The organism is Microbacterium sp. ZW T5_56 (genome assembly GCF_044987425.1).
Classification (GTDB): Bacteria; Actinomycetota; Actinomycetes; order Actinomycetales; family Microbacteriaceae; genus Microbacterium.
Genome location: NZ_JBJDRI010000005.1, coordinates 124,550 through 144,633, shown reverse-complemented (window position 1 = coordinate 144,633; position 20,084 = coordinate 124,550). Strand labels below are relative to the sequence as shown.

At 68.2% G+C, this 20,084-nt stretch carries 20 protein-coding genes; 4 read left to right on the top strand and 16 right to left on the bottom strand.

Features of this window, described 5'->3' with window-relative positions; genetic code table 11:
- Positions 1-80: 80 nt before the first annotated feature.
- The 16 genes from ACI3KU_RS04120 to ACI3KU_RS04045 form a co-directional block, all read right to left on the bottom strand.
- Complete coding sequence (locus tag ACI3KU_RS04120) at positions 81-1,325, bottom strand: four-carbon acid sugar kinase family protein (protein ID WP_404921016.1); 1,245 nt, start codon at positions 1,323-1,325, stop codon at positions 81-83.
- Positions 1,322-2,191 carry an NAD(P)-dependent oxidoreductase gene (locus ACI3KU_RS04115; RefSeq protein WP_404921015.1) on the bottom strand — a complete coding sequence of 290 codons (870 nt, stop codon included), beginning with the start codon at positions 2,189-2,191 and terminating at the stop codon, positions 1,322-1,324. Before ACI3KU_RS04115 ends, ACI3KU_RS04120 begins: the two co-directional genes overlap by 4 nt.
- A 57-nt stretch (positions 2,192-2,248) precedes the next feature.
- On the bottom strand, positions 2,249-3,643 hold the full coding sequence (locus ACI3KU_RS04110) for an MFS transporter (RefSeq protein WP_404921014.1): 1,395 nt from the start codon (positions 3,641-3,643) through the stop codon (positions 2,249-2,251).
- A 148-nt stretch (positions 3,644-3,791) separates the two neighbouring features.
- Positions 3,792-4,562, bottom strand: coding sequence for an SDR family NAD(P)-dependent oxidoreductase (locus ACI3KU_RS04105; RefSeq protein WP_404921013.1), 771 nt, complete (start codon positions 4,560-4,562; stop codon positions 3,792-3,794).
- Between the two features lie 10 nt (positions 4,563-4,572).
- Positions 4,573-5,541 carry a 3-hydroxyacyl-CoA dehydrogenase family protein gene (locus tag ACI3KU_RS04100; RefSeq protein ID WP_404921012.1) on the bottom strand — a complete coding sequence of 323 codons (969 nt, stop codon included), beginning with the start codon at positions 5,539-5,541 and terminating at the stop codon, positions 4,573-4,575.
- A gap of 25 nt (positions 5,542-5,566) precedes the next feature.
- The gene (locus ACI3KU_RS04095) at positions 5,567-6,514 is read right to left on the bottom strand and encodes a sugar phosphate isomerase/epimerase family protein (RefSeq protein ID WP_404921011.1); all 948 of its coding nucleotides are present in this window, start codon (positions 6,512-6,514) and stop codon (positions 5,567-5,569) included.
- A 140-nt stretch (positions 6,515-6,654) separates the two neighbouring features.
- Positions 6,655-7,377: a GntR family transcriptional regulator gene (locus tag ACI3KU_RS04090; RefSeq protein ID WP_404921010.1), complete on the bottom strand. Its 723-nt coding sequence runs from the start codon at positions 7,375-7,377 to the stop codon at positions 6,655-6,657.
- Between the two features lie 25 nt (positions 7,378-7,402).
- Positions 7,403-8,143, bottom strand: a complete 741-nt coding sequence (locus tag ACI3KU_RS04085; RefSeq protein WP_404921009.1) for a triose-phosphate isomerase family protein — start codon at positions 8,141-8,143, stop codon at positions 7,403-7,405.
- A 6-nt stretch (positions 8,144-8,149) separates the two neighbouring features.
- The gene (locus tag ACI3KU_RS04080; protein WP_404921008.1) at positions 8,150-8,605 is read right to left on the bottom strand and encodes a ribose-5-phosphate isomerase; all 456 of its coding nucleotides are present in this window, start codon (positions 8,603-8,605) and stop codon (positions 8,150-8,152) included.
- 1 nt (position 8,606) lies between these two features.
- Positions 8,607-10,328 carry a dihydroxyacetone kinase family protein gene (locus ACI3KU_RS04075; protein WP_404921006.1) on the bottom strand — a complete coding sequence of 574 codons (1,722 nt, stop codon included), beginning with the start codon at positions 10,326-10,328 and terminating at the stop codon, positions 8,607-8,609.
- 319 nt (positions 10,329-10,647) lie between these two features.
- Positions 10,648-11,649 carry a c-type cytochrome biogenesis protein CcsB gene (gene ccsB / locus ACI3KU_RS04070; protein ID WP_404921005.1) on the bottom strand — a complete coding sequence of 334 codons (1,002 nt, stop codon included), beginning with the start codon at positions 11,647-11,649 and terminating at the stop codon, positions 10,648-10,650.
- A 4-nt stretch (positions 11,650-11,653) separates the two neighbouring features.
- Positions 11,654-13,447, bottom strand: a complete 1,794-nt coding sequence (locus ACI3KU_RS04065; protein ID WP_404921004.1) for a cytochrome c biogenesis protein ResB — start codon at positions 13,445-13,447, stop codon at positions 11,654-11,656.
- Positions 13,428-14,168, bottom strand: a complete 741-nt coding sequence (locus tag ACI3KU_RS04060) for a cytochrome c biogenesis CcdA family protein (protein WP_404921003.1) — start codon at positions 14,166-14,168, stop codon at positions 13,428-13,430. The genes ACI3KU_RS04065 and ACI3KU_RS04060 overlap by 20 nt, the downstream gene beginning before the upstream one ends.
- Positions 14,169-14,196: 28 nt before the next feature.
- The gene (locus ACI3KU_RS04055) at positions 14,197-14,805 is read right to left on the bottom strand and encodes a TlpA disulfide reductase family protein (protein WP_404921002.1); all 609 of its coding nucleotides are present in this window, start codon (positions 14,803-14,805) and stop codon (positions 14,197-14,199) included.
- On the bottom strand, positions 14,802-15,431 hold the full coding sequence (locus tag ACI3KU_RS04050; protein WP_404921001.1) for a histidine phosphatase family protein: 630 nt from the start codon (positions 15,429-15,431) through the stop codon (positions 14,802-14,804). Before ACI3KU_RS04050 ends, ACI3KU_RS04055 begins: the two co-directional genes overlap by 4 nt.
- A 58-nt stretch (positions 15,432-15,489) precedes the next feature.
- Positions 15,490-15,843 (bottom strand): hypothetical protein, encoded by a 354-nt coding sequence (locus tag ACI3KU_RS04045; RefSeq protein WP_404921000.1) that lies wholly within the window; start codon positions 15,841-15,843, stop codon positions 15,490-15,492.
- A 157-nt stretch (positions 15,844-16,000) separates the two neighbouring features.
- Here ACI3KU_RS04045 and ACI3KU_RS04040 point away from each other — a divergent pair, with 157 nt between their 5' ends.
- From ACI3KU_RS04040 to ACI3KU_RS04025, 4 genes are read left to right on the top strand one after another with little or no spacing between them, the layout of a single operon-like run.
- Entirely contained in the window at positions 16,001-17,161 is a 1,161-nt protein-coding gene (locus tag ACI3KU_RS04040; protein WP_404920999.1) for an ABC transporter substrate-binding protein, read from the top strand.
- Positions 17,158-18,078 carry an ABC transporter permease gene (locus tag ACI3KU_RS04035; protein WP_404920998.1) on the top strand — a complete coding sequence of 307 codons (921 nt, stop codon included), beginning with the start codon at positions 17,158-17,160 and terminating at the stop codon, positions 18,076-18,078. Before ACI3KU_RS04040 ends, ACI3KU_RS04035 begins: the two co-directional genes overlap by 4 nt.
- Entirely contained in the window at positions 18,075-18,884 is an 810-nt protein-coding gene (locus ACI3KU_RS04030) for an ABC transporter permease (RefSeq protein WP_404920997.1), read from the top strand. The genes ACI3KU_RS04035 and ACI3KU_RS04030 overlap by 4 nt, the downstream gene beginning before the upstream one ends.
- The gene (locus ACI3KU_RS04025; protein ID WP_404920996.1) at positions 18,881-19,981 is read left to right on the top strand and encodes an ABC transporter ATP-binding protein; all 1,101 of its coding nucleotides are present in this window, start codon (positions 18,881-18,883) and stop codon (positions 19,979-19,981) included. The genes ACI3KU_RS04030 and ACI3KU_RS04025 overlap by 4 nt, the downstream gene beginning before the upstream one ends.
- Positions 19,982-20,084: the final 103 nt, after the last annotated feature.

The window sequence follows — 20,084 nt, the reverse complement described above, 5'->3', positions numbered from 1 at the left end:
GCACGAAGCGGCCCCGGCACATGCCGGGGCCGCTTCGTCGTGTCAACGACGTCGGCCCGCTGCCGGGCCCTGATGCAGTATCAACGGCCGAGGGCCGCCAGCACGTCAGTGAGAGCAGCCGCGTCGCCCACGTTTCCGGGGACCACGACGTACAGCCGCGGATCCCCCTCAGCGGAGACGAGATCCCAGACGGAGACGCCGGCGATCACCTGCCCGCGCACCTCGGCGCGCGTGGCACCGACGCCGGTACGGGCAAGCTCGGCGGAGGTGATCCCGCCCTTCGCGACGACGGCTTCCACCTCCGGGACGAGAGCGCGCACCGCGACGGTGAGCGCCTGCATGACGAGTTCGCCGTGGCGCAGCGTGTTGTGCTCCGGGCGACGGTGCCGCTCCGTCGAGACGATGGCGAGGCCGGTTCCGGCAAGCTGTGCCCGCGCCTGGGCGGCGGCAGCGAGGCCTGCGGCGACCGGATCGGCGAACGCATCCTCCGTCGGGATGACCACCGGCGCAGCGCGAGTCCGCGCGACCGCGTCGAGCTGAGCCGTGGCACCGGCCGTGTGCGAGCCGCAGGCCAGCAGAGTCGGCACGGGTGCGGGCACGAGCGGTCGTGGCAGGAGACCGTCGCTCTCCACGCCGGCCAGAGCCGCAGCCAGGGGCGACGCGCTGCGGACGACAACCGACCGTCCGGCGCGACGCACGGCAGTGATCGCGCTCGCGATCTGGCGGATGTCATCATCGTCAAGGGCATCGGGCACCACCACGGAACCCGCGGGGGCGGCGGCGATCACCGACGCGGCTCGTCCCGAGCGGACCGTGGCAAGGTCCACCGGGACGGCCACACGATCGGACTTCTCGGCCACGTACTCAACGAGCACGCCAGAGGAGAACGGGAAGACCGGGTCTTCGGCGTACTCGGTCTCATGTGCCGGCAGATCCCGATCCCCGATGCGCACGCGGTGCACACCGTCGAGCGTCGTACGACCCCCGGCGGGAAACGCCGGGCAGAACACGATGACGGAGTCCTCGTCGAGGAACTGCTCCGTCTCCGCGAACACGTGCCCACGCAGGGTCGAGTCGCCGCGGAGGACGAACTGCACGTCCTCACCCAGCTCCGCCGCCGCCTGGCGTGCGGCATCGCGAACGGCGGACACGAGAGTCACCGCGGCGGCCTCATCGATGGCACGGGAGTTGGTCTGGACGTAGACGCTGTCCGCACGCGAGAGCGCCTCCCGGATGAGGTCGGCGTCGAACTCCAGCAGGACGGTCACACCCGACGCGGACTGCGTGCCGGTGGGGTCGTCGTCCAACACCACGGTCTTCATCATGCGACCACCGTACGGTAGGTCTCGATGACGCTGGAGTCGTCGCGGGTGCGCAGCCCTGCGGCATCAGCGAGCAGGAAGCGATCTCTGGCCGCCTCGAGCACCGGCAGGGAGACGCCCGCGGCGACGGCGGCGTCGGCTACCAGTCCGGTGTCCTTCACGAAGATGCCCACCTGGCTGCGCACTGGGGCCTCTGCGCCCTGCAGCATCCGCGGGCCACGATCGCCCAGCATGAACGACTGCGCCGCACCGTCCGCCACGACGTCGAGCACGAATCCGGGATCCAGACCGAGGCCCTCCGCGAGCGCCAGAGCCTCGGCGGCAGCGACGATATGGACGGCGCACAGATGCTGATTGACGACCTTGACCGCCTGGCCGTCGCCGACGGTGTCGCCCACGACCCGCGGCGAACCCATCGCGTCCAGCACCGAACGCACGGCGGCGATGTCGTCGTCCGTCCCGGATACAAACAGCGCGAGCTCGCCGGTCGCGGCACGGCCGACACCACCGCTCACGGGTGCATCGACCACGCGTGCGCCCGCCTCGACCAGCCGCTTCGCCTCCCGGCGCACGGCGTCTGGTCCCACCGTGGACATCACGATCCACCGTGATCCCGCGACAGATTCGGTCGTCAGGGCGGTGTCCGCCACGGCACTGAGCTGGCCGGCCGTGGCCACCATGACCACGACGGTGCCCACCTCCCCCGCGTCGGCGAGCGACGCCACGCAGGAGATCCCTGCCGCGGCTGCACGCTCACGACCCTCGGGAGAGGGCTCCACACCCAGCACGGGCGAGCCCGCTCGGGCGATGCTCTGCGCCATCGGCAATCCGATGGCCCCGAGTCCGATGAAGACGATCGTGGATGACATGCGTTCCTCCTGTCGAAAGAGCAGGGGGCGCGCACCGTGTGGTGCGCGCCCGCTGATTCAGTGTCCCGGAGCTCGATCCGTGACGAGCAGGGCATCGGCCTTCGCGCTGAAGAACCGCGTGGCCCACATCATCACCGCGGCGACGAAGGCGAACACACCGAGCGACACCACACCCCAGGCGCCGCTGTCGGTGGGAACAGCATCGTTGATTCCGGTGCGCATGATCGGCGCCACGAAGCCGCCGAGGTTGCCGAGCGAGTTGATCAATCCGATGCCGGCTGCCGCAGCGGCACCCGTGAGGAACGAGGTCGGGAAGGACCAGGTGATGGGTCCGGTCGACAGGAACGCGGCGACGGCGACGGTGATGGCCGCAATGCCCAACAGCCCCTGTCCGTTGGCGCCTGCCCAGGCCGACACGAGGATCGCGATGCCTGTGGTGAGGAAGAACAGCGCTCCCCAGGTCCGCCGCCGCTTCACCGTGGTGGCGTGCTTGCCCACGTAGTAGCAGGCGAACAGACCCACCGCCCACGGAATCGCGGAGACGAGACCCACCTGCCAGCCGACCGACTGGCCGATCAGGCTCGACACCTGCTGCGGCAGGTAGAACGTCGTTCCGTACACAGCGATCTGCAGGCAGAAGTAGATCGCCGTGAAGTACCAGACCTTCCAGCTGATCATGGCCGCTCCGATACCGCGCGGGCCGTCGGACTCCTTGACGGCATCCTCGTGAGCCATGACCTCCTTGAGCGCGGCCTTCTCGTCGTCGTTGAGGAACTTCGCCTTCTGCGGGGAGTCGACGAGGAAGAAGAATGCGGCGATACCGGCGACGACGGCCATCAGACCCTCGACGAAGAACATCACCTGCCAGCCGGCCCATGGCGTGACCTGGTTGCCGAAGCTGATGAGGCCGCCCGATAGCGGAGCACCCAGCATCTGCGAGAACGGCTGCGCGAGGTAGAACAGCGCGAACATCTGGACGCGGCGCTTGTTGGGGAACCACTGCGCGAGGAACATGATGACGCCAGGGAACAGGCCGGCCTCCGTCACACCCAGCAGGAAGCGCAGGATGATGAACATGGTCTCGCCGTTCACGAAAGCGAACGCCGCGGCGACGATTCCCCACGTGATCGCGATGCGAGCCAGCCAGAAGCGGGCGCCGAACTTGTCCAGCAGAAGGTTCGAGGGGATCTCGAAGATCGCGTAGCCGATGAAGAAGATGCCGGCGCCCAGCGCGTACGCGCCGGCCGAGATGCCGCGATCCACCTCCATCGCGGCTTCGGCGAAGCCGACGTTCGTGCGATCGAGGAACGCGACGAAGTACAGGATGATGAGCATCGGCATGAGGCGGAAGGTCGCCTTGCGGATGCCGCTGTTCAGATGCGGGCTGGACAGCAGGTCCTGTGCGACGGTGACATTGGCCCGCGTGGCGGGACCGAACTCCGAGTGAGACACAGACTCTCCTTTGAGTGGTTGTCGTGAGGGGAAAGGGTCAGCCGCCCAGGGTCGGGAGGATCATGACGAGGCCGACGGCCACGCAGATCACCCCGACCACCAGGAAGGCGATACGGCTGGTGGACCAGCGCCGAGACATGTGCGCGCCTCAGTGCATGTACAGGCCACCGTCGACGTTCAGGGTCTGGCCCGTCACGAATCCGGCGTCCTCGCTGATGAGATAGGCGACCGCGGCGGCGATGTCGGTCGGCGTGCCGATGCGCGGCAGCACGCCGTCTGCGGCCATCGCTGTCTTGCGCTCGTCGGTCAGGGTGCCGCCCATGATGTCGGTGTCGATCGGTCCGGGCGAGATCACGTTGGCCGTCACGCCCAGCGGTCCGAGCTCGCGGGCGATGGATCGCATCAGGCCGATGACGCCCGCCTTCGATGCCGAGTACGGCGTCTTGGAGAACGTGCCGCCACCGCGCTGCGCCGACACCGACGAGATGCCGACCAGACGACCGACACCGTTCTCGGCCAGGGTGCGCGCGACGCGCTGGGTGACCCAGTGCACACCTTCGAGGTTGATCGACTGCACGCGGTGCCACTCCTCGGGAGTGACCTCCAGATACGGGACAGGCGACGAGACGCCGGCGAAGTTCACCAGCGCGACGGTCTGCGGCAGCTCGGCCTCCAGCGCGTCGACGGCGGCGACGGCCTGCTCGCGGTCGGCCACGTTAGCGCCGACACCCGCGGCGCGAACACCGTGAGCTTCGGCGACCTCAGCGGCGGTTCGCGCTGCGGCGTCTGCGTCGACGTCGATGATGCCGACGTTCCACCCGCGCTCGGCGAGGTAGAACGCGGTGGCGCGGCCGATGCCGCGGGGGCTGGCGGCGCCCGTCAGGATGACGGTGCGCTCAGCGGGAAAGGGAGTGGCCATGATGCTGCCTTCAGTTCTGCGCGGGCTGGATGGGGGCGGGACCGAGTTCGTCGATGAGCTTCTTCATCGCGACATAGGCCTTGTTGCGGTACGCCACGAGCTCGGGCGTGCGATCCGCGGGCACGTCGAGGAAGCCGGCACCCGACTTGGTGCCGAGCTTGCCGGCTGAAACCAGGGCATCGAGGATCGGCGGGGTCGCGAAGCGCTCGGGGAACTCGGTCTGCAGCGAGGCGTAGCAGAACGCGTACACGTCGAGACCGGCCATGTCGGCGATCGCGAACGGGCCGAAGAACGGCAGGCGGAAGCCGAAGGTGGTGCGAACGATCGTGTCGATGTCCTCCGGCGTCGCCACGCCCTCTTCGACCAGCTGGGTGGCCTCGTGGAACAGCGCATACTGCAGACGGTTCAGGACGAAGCCAGTGGCGTCCTTCACGCGTGCCGTCTCCTTGCCGGTGGCGGCGACGATCGCCTCGACCACGGGCAGCACGGACTCATCCGTGCCGGCGTGCGGGATGAGCTCCACACCCGGGATGAAAGGAGCCGGGTTGGAGAAGTGAACGCCCAGAAAGCGCTCCGGGTTGCTGACGGCCTCGGCCAGGCGACCGATGAGAATCGTGGACGTGTTGCTGCCGATGATCGCGTCAGGCGCGGCCGCCTCGGAGATCCGACGCAGCGTCGCGTGCTTGATCTCGATCTTCTCCGGCACGGCTTCCTCGATGAAGCTGGCGCCGACGACGGCCTCCTCGATGGTGGCCGCGACGACGCGCTCCGCGATCAGCGTGGCGGCGTTCTCCGGGAACAGGCCGTCGGCGGTGAACTGCTCCGCCTCGGCGATGAGACGGTCGCGGTTGGTGCGCGCGATCTCGATGTCGACGTCGGCGATACGCACATCGGCACCCGAGAGGGCGAGCATCTGAGCGATGCCACCGCCCATGTAGCCGCTGCCGATCACCGCGTAGACGGGACGCTCTTCGGTCATGTCATTCTCCTTGTGGATCAACGGATCAGGCGTCTGCCGCGTCGGGCAGAAGCGTTCGCAGGTAGTCGCGGTTGGCGGCGCAGACTCCGAGGCTGTCGCCGCCGTACTGCTCCATGAGGAACGGTCCGCGGAAGCCGATCTCCACGGCCCGCGCCACCATCGCGCGGTAGTTGATGAGGCCCAGCTCCATGCTGGTGGGCACCGCGGTCTGCCAGCTGCCGTCGGCCGCCTCATCGCGGATGTAGTTCTTCACGTGCCAGTAGTTGGCGTACGGGAGAGTCTTCTCGTGCATCTCTCGCCAGTCCTCGATAGGACGGTGCAGGCGCACCAGGTTTCCGATGTCGGGGTTGAGGCCCACGTTGTCCAGGCCGATCTCCTCGATCAGGCGCACGGCGCTGTCTGCGGTGCCGAGATAGGTGTCCTCGTACATCTCCAGCGCCATCGGCAGGCCGACGGATGCCGCGTGCTCGCCCAGCTCGCGGAGGCGTCGCACGGCCAGCGCGCGCGTTTCCGCGTCATCCGGGTCGACCGGACCCTGCGCGGTCCAGAACCACAGTGCCCGACGCTGCGCCTCGCTGAACGGCTGGTGCAGACCGGTGGAGAAGACGCTCATGCCGAGCTCTGCAGCGGCGTCGATGGCCCGGTGCGCGTAGGCGAGGTTCTGCTCCCCCTTGCCCGGCTCGATAACGCTCTGGCGCTGCACGTGCACCGAGATCAGCTCCACGCCGTGCGAGGTGGCGATCTGCTTCAGCTCGGTTCGACGTGCGGGGTCCAGCTCCGACGGGCGGATGTGGCTGTCGGCGATCTCGACGGCGGTGAAGCCCAGACGCTCGATCTGGCGGAAGACGCCGTCCCAGGTCTCGGCCGACGCATCGTGCAGGCGCGTGCCGTCGGCGGCGACGGGAGCGAATCCGTGCATGCAGACGGCGATGGGCCAGTTCTCGCTGGTGAGGGGGTGCGACGTTGCGGTCATGACGACTCCGTTGACGTGATGGCGAACCGGTATCGGCTCTTCGTAGATCCTATAGGAAATAGGTCACGGGTCAACCCCTGACTTCCATGCGACAAGCGCACGGTCTCGGATGAGACCGTGCGCTTGTTGTCATCGACGAATCAGACCTGCTCGAGATCGAGGGAGCGAGCCCGCACCTGTTCGATGTGGTGCTGCATGAGGCGTTCAGGCGCATCGGGGTCGTTCCCCGCGAAGGCGTCGGCGATGGCCTCGTGCTCGGCGATCGCCTCGCGGACGTCGGTCACACCGTGCAGCACGGACTGACGCATGCGGTGCAGCTGCGCACCGAGAGACTCGGACATGTCGCTGAGGTAGCGGTTGCCGCAGTGATCGAAGACCACGCGGTGGAAGGCGGCGTCGGCGGCGAAGTAGGACGTGGTGAGCTCCACATCGGTGTCGCCGGCGCGCAACGCGGTGATCACCTGCTCTCCGATCCGACGGTGCGTCTCCTCCGCCGCCCGCAGCTCGTCCAGCATCGCGGGAGTGGCAGGCGTGGCGAGGCGGGCCGCGCGGGACTCCAACATGATGCGCGCATCGAAGAGTTCACGCAGCTGAGCGACACCCAGAGGTGGGGCGACCCGATAGCCCTTCAGCGCCTCACGGGTGACCAGGCCGGTGCGCTCCAGCTGCACCATCGCCTCACGCACCGGGGTGGGTGAGACATCGAGCTGGCGGGCGATCGTGTCGATGGACAGGCGCGCACCCGGCGCCGCCTCCCCGCTCAGCAGCAGGCGCAGGATGCGGTCGTACACGTGGTCGCGCAGGCCTCGACGTTCGATCGTCGAGTCCAGTCCGCGCAGACCACCGTCGCCTGCTGACACCATCCGTACCTCCCAGAGCCGAGCGCGATCATGCCGTAAGAGCGCCCACTTCATCGAGGATGTCACGAACTGCGCCCGGTTCGTGCGCGAATCGGCCGAGGAACAGTCCGTCCACACTGTCGGCGATGCGGGTGAGGAGTCCGGGTCCGGCGCTGCCCCCGTAGATCACCCGCGCGGGGCGTTCCGCCGCGCGCAGGTGGGCACGCAGTCGCGTGCAGACGCCGCGGATGTGGTCGTCGGCTGCCGGGGCCGGTGCGCCGATCGCCCAGAGCGGCTCATACGCGATGACGAACTCCCCACGCACCCCCGCATCGTCGGCGGCAGCGAGGGCGGAGCGGATCTGCTCGATGCAGGCGCTGGCTGCGGTGTCGGCGTCGACCCGCTCAGCTTCCCCGACACACACGATGGGCACCAGGCCGTTCCGGATCGCAGCGTGGGTCTTCGCCGCGACAACGGCGTCGGTGTCTCCGAACATCCGTCGACGCTCCGCGTGGCCCACCTCGACGAACCGGCATCCGAGCTCCGCAAGCACCGCGGCAGAGACCTCACCCGTGAACGCGCCGGAGTCCTCGGTCGCGACGTCCTGAGCGCCCACAAGGAGATCACCCGCCCGATCGAGAGCGCCGGGGATGGACGGGTACTGCGGGATCACGAATGCCGTCACGGCGCCTCGGGCCGGGTGCGCGGCGACGATCGCGGCGACCTCCGACACCCACGAGATCGTTCGCGCGTGGGAGAAGTACATCTTCAAGCTCGCGCCGATGAGCATCGCGATTCAGCGTTCCTCGTACGCGCAGATCTCTCGCACCTTGTCCGCGGAAGCGCTCTGCGGATCGAAGGTGTAGGTCAGCCACTCCGCGGCAAGGCGGCGGGCCAGTTCGATGCCGATCACGCGCTGCCCCATGCACAGCACCTGGGCGTCGTTGGAGAGCACGGAACGCTCGACCGAGAAGGAGTCGTGCGCGGTGACGGCGCGGATGCCGGCCACCTTGTTCGCCGCGATGGCGACGCCGAGGCCGGTGCCGCAGAGCAGGATCGCTCGATCCGCTTCGCCCGCCGCGACGCGCTCGGCCGCCGTGGTCGCAATGGTCGGGTAGTTGGTGTGACCGTCGGCGTCCACGCCCACGTCCACCACCTCCGACACGAGGGGGTTGTTCAGCAGGTCCGCCTTGATGCGCTCCTTGTAGTCGAAGCCGGCGTCGTCGGATCCGATGACGAGTCGAAGTGCCATGTCAGTTCTCTTTCTGAAGGATGTCGAGCACGGTGTGAGTGATGAGGGCGAAGGAGATCGCGCCGGGGTCGGGGGTGCCGAGGCTCTTGTCGCCGTGGGCACGGGCACGGCCGAGTCGCGCGGTGAGCTGGGCGGTGGCCTCGGCCGCAGCGGAGGCGGTGTCCGCGGCACTCTCCCACGCTTCGGTGAGCCCCGCGCCCGCCGTGAGGTGCTCGGCGAGAGCGTCGGCGAACGGCACGATCGCGTCGATCATGGTCTTGTCACCGACCGTTGCCTTGCCGAACGACATCACCGCGTCCTTCATCCGACCGACGCCCGCTCCCACCTCGGCGGCTCCGACTGCGGCATCGTCGCCGAGCGACTCACCCAGAGCGACGAGCATCTCGCCCCAGATCGCCCCCGACGTTCCGCCACCGATGTCGGCCCAGGAATCTCCGGCGTGGTGCAGCACCGTGCGCGCGCCGGCGCCGCGCGACAGCACCTCAGCCGCGGTCGTCGCCGCAGCGCGGCTGCCGCGCTGCATGCCGATGCCGTGGTCGCCGTCCCCCGCGATGCGATCGATCCGACCCAGCTCGTCGGCCTCGGCGTCCAACATGTCCGCGACGGCGGCGAGGGCGGCCGCGATGGTCACCGCAGCGCGACGGGATTCTTCCGTCGCCGGCGGGATCACGATGTCCTCGGCGGCCTGCTCGACAGCTTCGACGGCGACACGACCCTCGACCGCACCGCGTCGGAAGGCGGGGGTGTCACAGGCCGCGAGCCACAGCCGCTCGAGCTCGTCGTCCAGCCACAGCAGCGTGAGGGAGGCGCCCGCCATGTCGAAGCTGGTGCAGAACTCGCCGACCTCCGGGGAGACGACCGTGACGCCGGCTTCGGTGAGCAGGCGATCCACGGTCGCGTAGACCACGTAGAGCTCCTCGTACTTGACGCTGCCGAGTCCATTGAGGATCGGCACCACGCGCGCGGTGGTGAGGTCGATGTCGTCGGACACTTCGGCGAGGAGGGAGGAGACGAAGAGCTCCGCGAGTCCTTCGGCGGTGGGGATGTCGACCTCGTCGATTCCGGGCTCGCCGTGGATGCCGAGACCGACGGCCATCCGCCCCTCTGGCACCGTGAACAGCGGCTCGTCGGCGCCGGGCAGGGTGCAGCCACTGAAGGCGACCCCCAGCGATCGCGTGCGCTCGTTGGCCAGCGCGGCGACGCGCTCGACGTTGTCGAGATCCTGACCCTCCTCGGCGGCAGCACCGGCGATCTTGAAGACCACGAGGTCGCCGGCGATGCCGCGACGCTTCTCGCGCTCCGCGATCGGCGCGCTGGAGATGTCGTCGGTGACGGTGACGGTACGACAGTCGATGCCAGCCGCGCGGAGACGTTCTTGGGCCTGGCCGAAGTGCAGCACATCGCCCGCATAGTTGCCGTAGCTCAGCAGGACGCCGCGCCCCTCGTGCGCCGCGGTGGCGACGGAGTGAACCTGGTGGGCCGACGGAGAGGCGAACAGATTGCCCATCACCGCGCCGTGTGCGAGCCCCGGTCCGACGAGTCCGGCGAACGCCGGGTAGTGGCCGCTGCCTCCGCCGATGACGACGGACACCGTGGGCTCAGCACCGCGCGTGGAGCGCACCACTCCCCCGGTGACGCCGCGCACCCACCGACCCGAGGCCGCCACGAACCCCGCCGCCGAATCGGCCGCGAAATCATCCGGGTCATTGAACAAGCGCGTCATTGCGATCTCCTCCGCTGGAGCGGGCCTTCCCCGCACCAGCATCCTATAGGAAATTGGAAACAGGAAGCGAGAGGGAGGCGGACGCCGGTCTGACATGACTCCGGGCCGTCGCGAATCGAGGACGATGCCGCCAAACGAGGATCACTTCGGCTGAAATCCCCTCGTTTGGCGACAATGTCCTCCACTGGCGACAGTGTGACGAGCTCGCACCGCCACTGGCACGCTCATCAACCGCCGCACGACCCACGCCCCACCGCACCGCCGCCCCGCCGCAGAAACAGGAAAACCCCGCTTGCGCGGGGTTCTCCTGCACCGGAACTCAACTGAGGCCGGAGTAGGCGTGCAGACCCTTGAAGAACACGTTCACGATGGTGAAGTTGAACAGCACCGCGGTGAAGCCGACGATCGACAGCCACGCGGAGCGCGAGCCGCGCCAGCCGCGCGTGGCGCGCGCGTGGATGTAGCCGGCGTACAGCACCCAGATCACGAAGGTCCAGACTTCCTTGGTGTCGAAGCCCCAGTAGCGACCCCACGCGTCGTTGGCCCAGATGGATCCGGCGATCAGCGTGAAGGTCCAGAGGATGAAGCCGACGATCGTGAAGCGGTACGCGAGACCCTCCAGACGCGTGGCGTCCGGGATCGTGTCGAGGAACGAACGCTTCACCGGCGCAGCCCCTGCAGCGAACTTCGCGGCACGACGCGACTGCATCAGCTGCAGGATCGAGAGCCCACAGGCCAGCGCGAAGAAGGCGCACGCGAGGGTCGCGACGAACACGTGGATGACGAGCCACACCGACTTCAACGGGTCAGCCAGCGGCACCACCTTCACGTAGAAGCTGAGGGTCGCACCCGCCAGGAACAGCACCACGATGAGGGAGATGAACGATCCGAGGTAGCGCAGGTCGTAGAAGAACAGCACGACCAGGTACACCAGCGACACCAGGAAGGTGCCGGTCATGGCGAACTCGTACAGGTTCGACCACGGCACGTGACCGATCGCGAGGCCGCGCAGGACGATGCCCGCGAAGTGCAACACGAGACCGAGCCACATGACACTGGTGGCGATGCGCGCATACAGGTTGCGCCTGCCCCCCGACCCCACGGCAGCCGGGATGCTCGCCCCGCCGCCGGTGACGGGGTTGCTGCCGTCGGCGCCCACCAGCACCCGCTCGCGCACGGTCACGGCGGCGTCGACACGGTCCGCCGCCTGCTGGGCGCGACGAGCGATGTCGAAGGCGTAGATGAGGAGGGCGAGCGCGTAGAGCGCGATCGCTGTCCAGATCGACAGAAGGGAGAACTGCTCGAAATCGGACGCGGACATGGGCTCAGTCTACTTTCTGACCGGAATCGGACGACGGCTGGGGGGATTCGGCGAGCGCCGCCTGATGTTTGTCCGCGATAGCCTCCACGGCCGCGGCGAGCTGGGGATCCTCACCGCGCGCCAGGCCCGCGTACTCGAGGGTGACGTGCGCCCCCTTCGGGGTGGCCCTCACCCACACACGCCGACGCGGGATGAACAGGGCGAGCAGGAGTCCGAGCAGCGCGAGCACGGCGAAGATCAACACGAAGATGGACGTGGGGTCGTGATGCATCTGCAGTGAGACGTAGCGCGGGACGGAATGCTCATACTCCGTGCTGTGATCCGCGGCGGGCGACAGCTGCGCCTTCGGATCCAGGTTGTCGAACGTGACCGTGCCCCAGTTGTTCGGAAGGTCGACGGTCTCGCCCGGCTTCATGATGAGGGCCGGGAAGTCCGCCTTGGGTCCGGCAATGTTGCGCATGCTGGAGACGTCCAGCGTGTAGACGTTCACCGGGGTGCCGTCGTTGATGCCGAGGTCTCCGGCGTAGACGTTCAGGGACAGCGTCGGCATGATCAAGTCGGGATAGACCGACGTGAGCGCACCGGTATCGAGCTCGCCGACCGTGGGATAGAAGAATCCCTGCAGGCCCACCTGCTCCGGAAGTCCGTCGGTAATCTTCACCACACCGCCGGACATCATCGTGCTGTTCTCCTGCGGCACGAAGGGCACCGCCTGGCTGAAGATCGCCTCGCCGTCGGCATTACGCACCGTGATGTGCGGCGCGTAGCCGTTGCCGAGCAGGAACACCCGATCGCCCCAGAGGTCGAGCGGGTGGTTCACACGAACCGTCTTCTTCTCCTTGTGACCGTCGCCGGGCGCGGTGATGGTGAGGTTGGCCGCGAAGTCACCGGCCTGGCCCGGAGAGTTGCTGTCGGGCAGCTGATAGGTCACATCGAACGAGTCGAGCGTCATTCCGTATGGCACCAGGGCGTCATCGCCGACGAAGCGGCCCTTGTTCATCGACGAGTAGTCCACGAGCTGGTTGACGAAGGTGGTTCCTTCCACGATCACCGTCTGCCCGGTGTAGGAGAACCCCCCACCCATCCCGACGGAGATCAGCACACCCACGAGCGAGATGTGGAACACCAGGTTCCCGGTCTCGCGCCAGTACCCGCGCTCGGCGGACACCGAGAACGCGCCGCGTCCGTCGAAGCGCTCCACGCGATAGCCGGCGGAACGCAGCTGGGCTGCGGCCACCTGCACGGCGTGCTCGGCCTCTGCTGCAGCGTCGCCCGGCACCTCGAACACGTCCGCGCGGTGATCAGCGAGACGCGACAAGCGCGCCGGAGTGCGCGGCGGGCGCGAACGCAGCGCCTTCGCGTGGTGCTTGATGCGCGGGATGATGCAGCCGACCAGCGACACGAACAGCAGGAGGTAGATCGCCGAGAACCACACCGACGTGTAGACGTCGAACAGCTGGAACCAGTCCGCCACCGGGAACATGTCGGGGTTGTTGGTCTTCCACGCCACGACACCGTTGGGGTCGGCGCTGCGCTGCGGGAAGATCGACCCGGGCACGGCCGCGATCGCGAGGATCAGCAGCAGGACGAGCGCGGTGCGCATGCTGGTCAGCAGCCGCCACGCCCAGCGGATCCAGCCGATCAGGCCGAGCGCCGGCGCGTTGATGTCCTCGCGATCTGCGCCGGAAGGGCTGTCGATGTAGTCCGATGGGCGAAGCGGATCGGTGGCGTCGGCCGCGGAGGCCTTCGCGATCCGAGGCTTGCCACTCGGGCGAGAGTCAGAGGGGGAGGATGACACTGGACATCACTGATCCAAGACGGGTCATGAGCATCGTCCAGACGCCCAGGACCATGAGAAGGCCGACGATGATGAGGAGCACGCCGCCGATGACGTTGACGACGCGGATGTGCTTGCGGATGAACGCCACGGACTTGGAGGCCCAGCCGAGTCCGAGCGCCAGCAGAATGAACGGGATCCCGAGGCCCAGCGAGTAGGCGATGCCGAGAATCGCCGCCCGTCCGGGATCGCCGAGTCCCCAGGCCACCGAGATGATCGTGGCGAGGGTCGGGCCCATGCAGGGAGTCCAGCCGACGCCGAGGGCGATCCCCAGCAGCGGCGCTCCGATGAGACCCGTCTTTCCAGAGACGTCCATCTTCACCGTGCGCTGCAGGAACGACACCTGACCGATGAACACCAGTCCCATGAGGATCACGACCACGCCGAGGATGCGCGTGATGAGGTCCTGGTACTGCAGGAAGACGCCGCCGAAGAAGCCGCCAAGGACGATCACGACGACGAACACCGCCGTGAAGCCGAGGATGAACAGCAGCACCCCCAGCAGCAGCCGGCGACGCGAGACGGTGCCGGCTTCCGTGCCACGCGACATCGTGCCGCCGAGGAAGCCGAGATAGCCCGGAACCAGCGGCAGCACGCACGGCGACAGGAAGGAGATCAGACCGGCGAGCAGGGCCACGGGCAGTGCCGCCCAGAGCGCACCACTCGCGACGAGCCCGTTCACGAGACCTCCCCGGCCGACAGTGGGCCGGTCACGATTCGTCGGAGAGTTCGGTGACGAAGGTGTTCAGCACGGACGGGCCGTCGATCGCGCCGATGATGGTGGCGGCGACGCGGCCCTCCTTGTCGAGCACGACCGTGTTCGGGGAGGCCTGCAGCGGAACCGTCTGCGCGAAGGCGATCTTGGCGGCGCCGTCGCCGGCATCGATGATGCTCGGGTACGTGACGCCATAGGTCTTCATGAAGGACTTCGCGGTGTCAGCCTGGTCAGCGGTGTTGATACCGATGAAGCTGACGCCGGAGTCCTTGTGGTCCTGGTAGATCTTCTCCAGGTCGGGAGCCTCGACACGGCACGGACCACACGCGGCGTACCAGAAGTTGATCACCACGACGTCGCCGCGCAGATCTTCGCTGGAGATCTCGTCGCCGTCCTGCGTGACTCCGGCGAAGTCGACCGGCTCACCGCGATCGGCCTCGGGAATCTCGGACCAGCGCCCGTCACCACCGATGTAGCCGGCGTTCTGGCCGTCGCGGAAGGCCTGGGTGGCGGCGTCGGTTGACGCGCAGGCCGAGAGCGAGACGGTGAGAGCCACAGCCGCGAGCGCGGCAGCGGCAGTGGCGAACAAGCGACGCCTGGTCATACTGCTCCTACATCGACAGCGGATCCTGTGGATGCCGGCTCGGCGTAGCCGACTTCGGTCCACACGCCGCCATGTCGTTCGAACGACGTGACGGAGGAGAGCGCGCAACGACGCGTGCTCGGGTTGTGCGCGAGCTTCTCGCCCGCGACGGAGAGGTGCGTGATCCAGATGGGTGCCTGGTGTGACACGATGACCGCGTCCGCGTCGTCGGTCTCGTCCCAGAGGTCGTCCATCGCCGCGCGCATGCGGGCGGCGATCGACGTGAACGGCTCGCCCCAGCTCGGGATGGACGGACGCATGAGGTAGCGCCAGTTGAGCGGATTGAGCACCGCGAGTCGCATCCGCTTGCCCTCGAAGGCATTGGTCGGCTCGATGACCCGATCATCCACGACCGGTGCGAGACCGAAGCGCGCGGTGAACGGTTGCGCCGACTCCTTCGTGCGCTGCAGCGGAGAGCAGACCAGCGCTCCAACCGGCCGGTCGAGACCAGCGATGTAGTCAGCCGCCTGGGCCGCCATGGCGCGACCAGCCTGGCTCAGCCGATACCCCAGGAGACGACCGTAGAGCACGCGCTCGGGGTTGAAAACCTCCCCGTGGCGCACCAGGTGGAGACGGGTTGCGGGCACCCTTCGATCTTACTGAGGGCCACCTGGCGAGCGGCTGGACGGATGCTGTGCGAGGGTGTCAGCCGAGCAGCGACAGCCCCAGGCCCGCGAGGTGCCCGACAACACCCGCGAGGATGCCCAGCAGGATGCCCAGGATCGTGAGCCAGACCGCCCCATTTCCGCGCTGACGTCGACGCAGCAGGCCGATCAGGAAGAAGACCAGCGGCAGCGCGAACGGCAGGACCATGGTGGCGAGCGCTACCAGGCGCCGCGTACCGCTCGCGTTCGCCGGGGTCGGCAGGCTCGTGTAGTCCATCAGCAGGACGGCACCACCCCAGCCGAGCAGCAGGAACACGAGAGCGAGCACGAGATCGGCGATGCTCGGGCGGATGCGATCGACCGTCTCTGCGGTGGCGGTGGTGCGTGGCGACATGGTGCTTCCACCGTAGGCGATGCGGGGCCGTCACGCCCGTCCCCGCTCGGAAACCCGCGGATCATCCGTCGTTCACCCGGCGGACGATTGGCCGCCATGCTCGATGCATAACGTCATCGAGGCCCTGCCGCCGGCCGGGCCTCGAGAGGACACAGCAATGACCCGAACCATTCGTCCGTTCCGCCGCCTCGCCGTGGGCGTCGCGGTCGCCGGAATCGCCGCGCTCACCCTGTCGGCGTGCTCCGGGACCGCTGATGCAGCGGGCACCGCCGGCGCCACCGACTCCGGATCGTCGTCGGTCGACGCCGCCACCGCCACCAGCCTCAGCGACTTCGGCACCCTGGCCGACCTGGAGGCTGCCGCGAAGAAGGAGGGCAACCTCAACGTCATCGCCCTGCCGCGTGACTGGGCCAACTACGGCGAGATCCTTGACGCGTTCACCGCGAAGTACCCCGAGATCACCATCAACGAGCAGTCGCCCGATGTCTCCTCCGCCGAGGAGATCACGGCCGCCAAGACCAACCAGGGTCTCGACACCGCTCCCGACGTGTTCGACCTCGGCCTCACCGTCGCGCTGCAGAACACCGACCAGTTCGCCGCCTACAAGGTGCAGACCTGGGATGAAATCCCCGACGCGCTGAAGGAGTCGACGGGCCTGTTCGTCGGCGACTACGGCGGGTACATGTCGGTGGGCTACGACTCGAAGAAGTTCCCGGCCCCGGCGGCGATCACCGACCTCCTGAAGAGCGAGTACAAGGGTGCGGTCGCCCTCAACGGCGACCCGACGCAGGCGGGTGCCGCTTTCAGCGCCGTGGGCCTGGCCACCGTCCAGAACGGCGGATCCCTCGACGACTACAGCGCGGGCATCGACTTCTTCTCGAAGCTCAACACGGCAGGCAACCTGCTCAAGGTGGATGTCACCACGGCGACGGTCGCCTCGGGCGAGACTCCGGTCGTGTTCGACTGGGACTACCTGAACGCCGCACACGCGAAGGACAACAAGGACTGGAAGGTCGTGGTCTTCCCCGGTGACGGCTACGCGGCTTACTACAACCAGGCCATCAACGTGGACGCCCCGAACCCGGCGGCTGCTCGCCTGTGGCAGGAGTTCCTCTACAGCGACGAGGCGCAGAACCTGTGGCTGAAGGGTGGCGCCCGTCCGGTCCGCATGGAGGCCATGACGAAGGCCGGCACCATCGACGCCGACCTCGCAGCTCAGCTTCCGAAGGCACCGGCCGACACGCTGGTTCCGACCGAGAAGCAGAGCACGGCGGCCGGCACCCTTCTCGGTGAGAAGTGGGCGGCTGCGGTTCAGTGACCGCCACCGCCGTCTCCCACGGCACCGTTCCCGCCGGCTCGGGGCTTCGCGCCCCGGGCCGGCGGCTTCGCCGTTCGTCCCTCGCTGGCCTCGGGCTCGCGCCGTTCCTGGCCTATGTGGCCCTGTTCCTCGTGGTGCCCACCATCATCGCGATCGGCTCCGGCCTGTTCGCGAAGGACGGCTCCTTCACGCTGGCCTCCTTCGCCGCACTCGGCGACCCGGTGATCCTTGCCACCTTCTGGAACTCCACCTGGCTGTCGCTGCTCACTGCCGTGGTCGGCGCGATCGTGGGCGCCCTCGTCTGCTACGCGCTGCTGGGCCTGTCCCCCACCGGCTTCGTGCGCACCACGGTCGACGCGGCCTGCGGCGTGCTGGCGCAGTTCGGCGGCGTGATGCTGGCGTTCGCGATGATCTCCACCATCGGAATCCAGGGTGTCCTGACCCGATTCCTCCGCGATGTGATGGGGATCGACATCTTTGCCGAAGGCGCCTGGATCTACGCGCTGCCCGGCCTGATCCCCACCTATCTGTACTTCCAGGTGCCGCTCATGGTGATCACCTTCATGCCCGCCGTCGCCGCGCTGCGCGCGTCCTGGGCGGAGGCCAACCTCACGCTCGGCGGCACCCGCGCGGGATTCTGGCTGCATGTCGGCGTTCCCGTGCTGGCGCCGTCCTTCCTCGCCAGTGCCCTGCTGCTGTTCGCCAACGCGTTCTCGTCGTATGCGACGGCCGCGGCTCTTGCAAGCCAGGGGTCACAGATCGTGCCGCTGCAGATGCGCACCGCGCTGACCAGCGAAACGCTGCTCGGGCGAGAGAACCTCGCCGGTGTGCTCGCGTTCGGGATGATCGTCGTGATCGGCGTGGTGATGTGCGCGTACGCCCTCGTGCAGCGACGGGCTGCGAGGTGGCAGCGATGAGCCGCACCGCCGGAGACATCGGCCCCGCGCTCCCCACCCGCTGGACCATCGGGATTCTGGTGGGCGGGATCTTTGCGATCCCGCTGGTGTCCACCCTGCTGTACACGCTGCAGGACGCCGACGGCGCGCTGACTCTGGACCACTGGATCGACCTGTTCAGCGCCGCGAACCCCTCCGTGATGAAGCCGCTCACCGCGGGGCTCAGCAACTCGCTGATCCTCGCGGTGGTCACCGTCGTGATCGTGATCGTGCTGCTCGCACCCACGATGATCCTCGTGAACCTGCGGTTCGCGCGGGTGAAGGCGGTGTTCGAGTTCGTCGCGCTGCTGCCGATCTCGATCCCGGCCATCGTCGTGGTCGTCGGCCTCACCCCGATCTACCTGCAGATCGGGCGCACGCTCGGCACCGGCGCGTGGACGCTCGCGTTCGCGTATGGGGTGACGGTGCTGCCGTTCGCGTACCGCTCGATCCAGGCATCGATCGACGCGGTGGACCTGCGGACACTCACCGAGGCGTCGCGCTCGCTCGGCGCCAACTGGGCGACGGTGTTCGTCACGGTGCTCGTGCCGAACCTGCGCTCGGGGCTGCTGGCCGCCTCGCTGATCTCCATTGCGGTGGTGCTCGGCGAGTTCACGATCGCGTCTCTCCTCAACCGCCAGGTGCTGCAGACCGCCCTGGTAGTGATCGGCAAGATCGACCCCTACGCCTCGGCCATCTTCACGCTGCTGGCACTCACGTTCTGTTTCCTCCTCCTGCTCGCACTCGGCTTCGCCGCGCGCGGGCGCTCACGAAAGGTGCGGTCATGACCGACGCCCCGCTCGCCCTCCCGCCCACCGGCGACAACCTGCTGCTCGCGGACGCCGGCACCGGCACCCGCGTCGATCTCGTGAACGTGGTGAAGGACTACGGCAGCACCCGCGTGCTGCACGGATTGGACCTGCACATCCGCCCGGGCGAGTTCGTGTCGCTTCTCGGACCGTCGGGCTGTGGCAAGACCACGGCACTCCGCGTGCTCGCCGGTCTGGAGGACGCATCGGGTGGATCGGTGCTGATGGACGGCGTCGACGTGTCGGCGGTCCCTGTCAACAAGCGCGACATCGGCATGGTGTTCCAGGCGTACTCCCTGTTCCCGCACCTGCGCGTGCGCGAGAACACCGCGTACGGACTGCGTCGGCGCAAGGTCGCACGCAGTGAGGCGCTGCAGCGAGCGCAGGACGCGCTGGACCTCGTCGGCCTCGGCGGGTTCGCGGATCGTTACCCGCACCAGCTCTCCGGCGGACAGCAGCAGCGCGTGGCCCTCGCCCGCGCTCTCGTCACCGCTCCCCGGGTGCTCCTGCTCGACGAGCCACTCTCCGCCCTCGACGCGAAGGTGCGCGTGCAGTTGCGCGACGAGATCCGTCGGCTGCAGCTGCGCCTCGGCATCACCACGGTGTTCGTAACGCACGACCAGGAGGAGGCGCTGGCGGTCTCGGATCGGATCGCGGTGATGAACGCCGGGCGGATCGAGCAGATCGGCACACCGGAGGAGCTCTACTCCACGCCGACGACCGCCTTCACGGCCGCGTTCGTGGGGCTCTCCAGTGTGATCTCCGCAGTGGCCGACGGCGCGCGTGCTCAGGTCTGGGGCAGGGAGCTGCCGCTCCTGGAGCCGGCGAGCGGCGAGGTGGAGGTGTTCCTGCGTCCTGAGCACGTCGCGCTGGTCCCGGCCGGATCGGGCGATGCGCAGGGCGTGGTCCAGGAGAGCACGTTCCTCGGAAGCATCCGCCGCACGTTGGTGCGCACGGAGGCGGGCGAGGTGGTGCGGGTGCAGCATGACGCCGCGATCCGCCCCGAGTTCGGCGAGGCCGTGGGCGTGCGGCTGTCGGATCGTCCCGTCACGAGTCGGCCGCGCGGCGAGGCGTAGCTTCCTTCGCCGTCACGTTACCTGCGGGCTCTTCCTGTGAGCCGGTCCGCAGCGCTATGTTCCCCTCAGCGCACGCCTCCGAAATCCCGGATGGTGCCCGACC

Excerpts from the sequence above, each read along its gene's own strand:
- ACI3KU_RS04120 (WP_404921016.1), bottom strand. The coding sequence starts at position 1,325 with ATGATGAAGACCGTGGTGTTGGACGACGACCCCACCGGCACGCAGTCC.
- ACI3KU_RS04115 (WP_404921015.1), bottom strand. The coding sequence starts at position 2,191 with ATGTCATCCACGATCGTCTTCATCGGACTCGGGGCCATCGGATTGCCG.
- ACI3KU_RS04105 (WP_404921013.1), bottom strand. The coding sequence starts at position 4,562 with ATGGCCACTCCCTTTCCCGCTGAGCGCACCGTCATCCTGACGGGCGCC.
- ACI3KU_RS04100 (WP_404921012.1), bottom strand. The coding sequence starts at position 5,541 with ATGACCGAAGAGCGTCCCGTCTACGCGGTGATCGGCAGCGGCTACATG.
- ACI3KU_RS04095 (WP_404921011.1), bottom strand. The coding sequence starts at position 6,514 with ATGACCGCAACGTCGCACCCCCTCACCAGCGAGAACTGGCCCATCGCC.
- ACI3KU_RS04090 (WP_404921010.1), bottom strand. The coding sequence starts at position 7,377 with ATGGTGTCAGCAGGCGACGGTGGTCTGCGCGGACTGGACTCGACGATC.
- ACI3KU_RS04085 (WP_404921009.1), bottom strand. The coding sequence starts at position 8,143 with ATGCTCATCGGCGCGAGCTTGAAGATGTACTTCTCCCACGCGCGAACG.
- ACI3KU_RS04080 (WP_404921008.1), bottom strand. The coding sequence starts at position 8,605 with ATGGCACTTCGACTCGTCATCGGATCCGACGACGCCGGCTTCGACTAC.
- ACI3KU_RS04075 (WP_404921006.1), bottom strand. The coding sequence starts at position 10,328 with ATGACGCGCTTGTTCAATGACCCGGATGATTTCGCGGCCGATTCGGCG.
- ccsB (WP_404921005.1), bottom strand. The coding sequence starts at position 11,649 with ATGTCCGCGTCCGATTTCGAGCAGTTCTCCCTTCTGTCGATCTGGACA.
- ACI3KU_RS04055 (WP_404921002.1), bottom strand. The coding sequence starts at position 14,805 with ATGACCAGGCGTCGCTTGTTCGCCACTGCCGCTGCCGCGCTCGCGGCT.
- ACI3KU_RS04045 (WP_404921000.1), bottom strand. The coding sequence starts at position 15,843 with ATGTCGCCACGCACCACCGCCACCGCAGAGACGGTCGATCGCATCCGC.
- ACI3KU_RS04040 (WP_404920999.1), top strand. The coding sequence starts at position 16,001 with ATGACCCGAACCATTCGTCCGTTCCGCCGCCTCGCCGTGGGCGTCGCG.
- ACI3KU_RS04030 (WP_404920997.1), top strand. The coding sequence starts at position 18,075 with ATGAGCCGCACCGCCGGAGACATCGGCCCCGCGCTCCCCACCCGCTGG.
- ACI3KU_RS04025 (WP_404920996.1), top strand. The coding sequence starts at position 18,881 with ATGACCGACGCCCCGCTCGCCCTCCCGCCCACCGGCGACAACCTGCTG.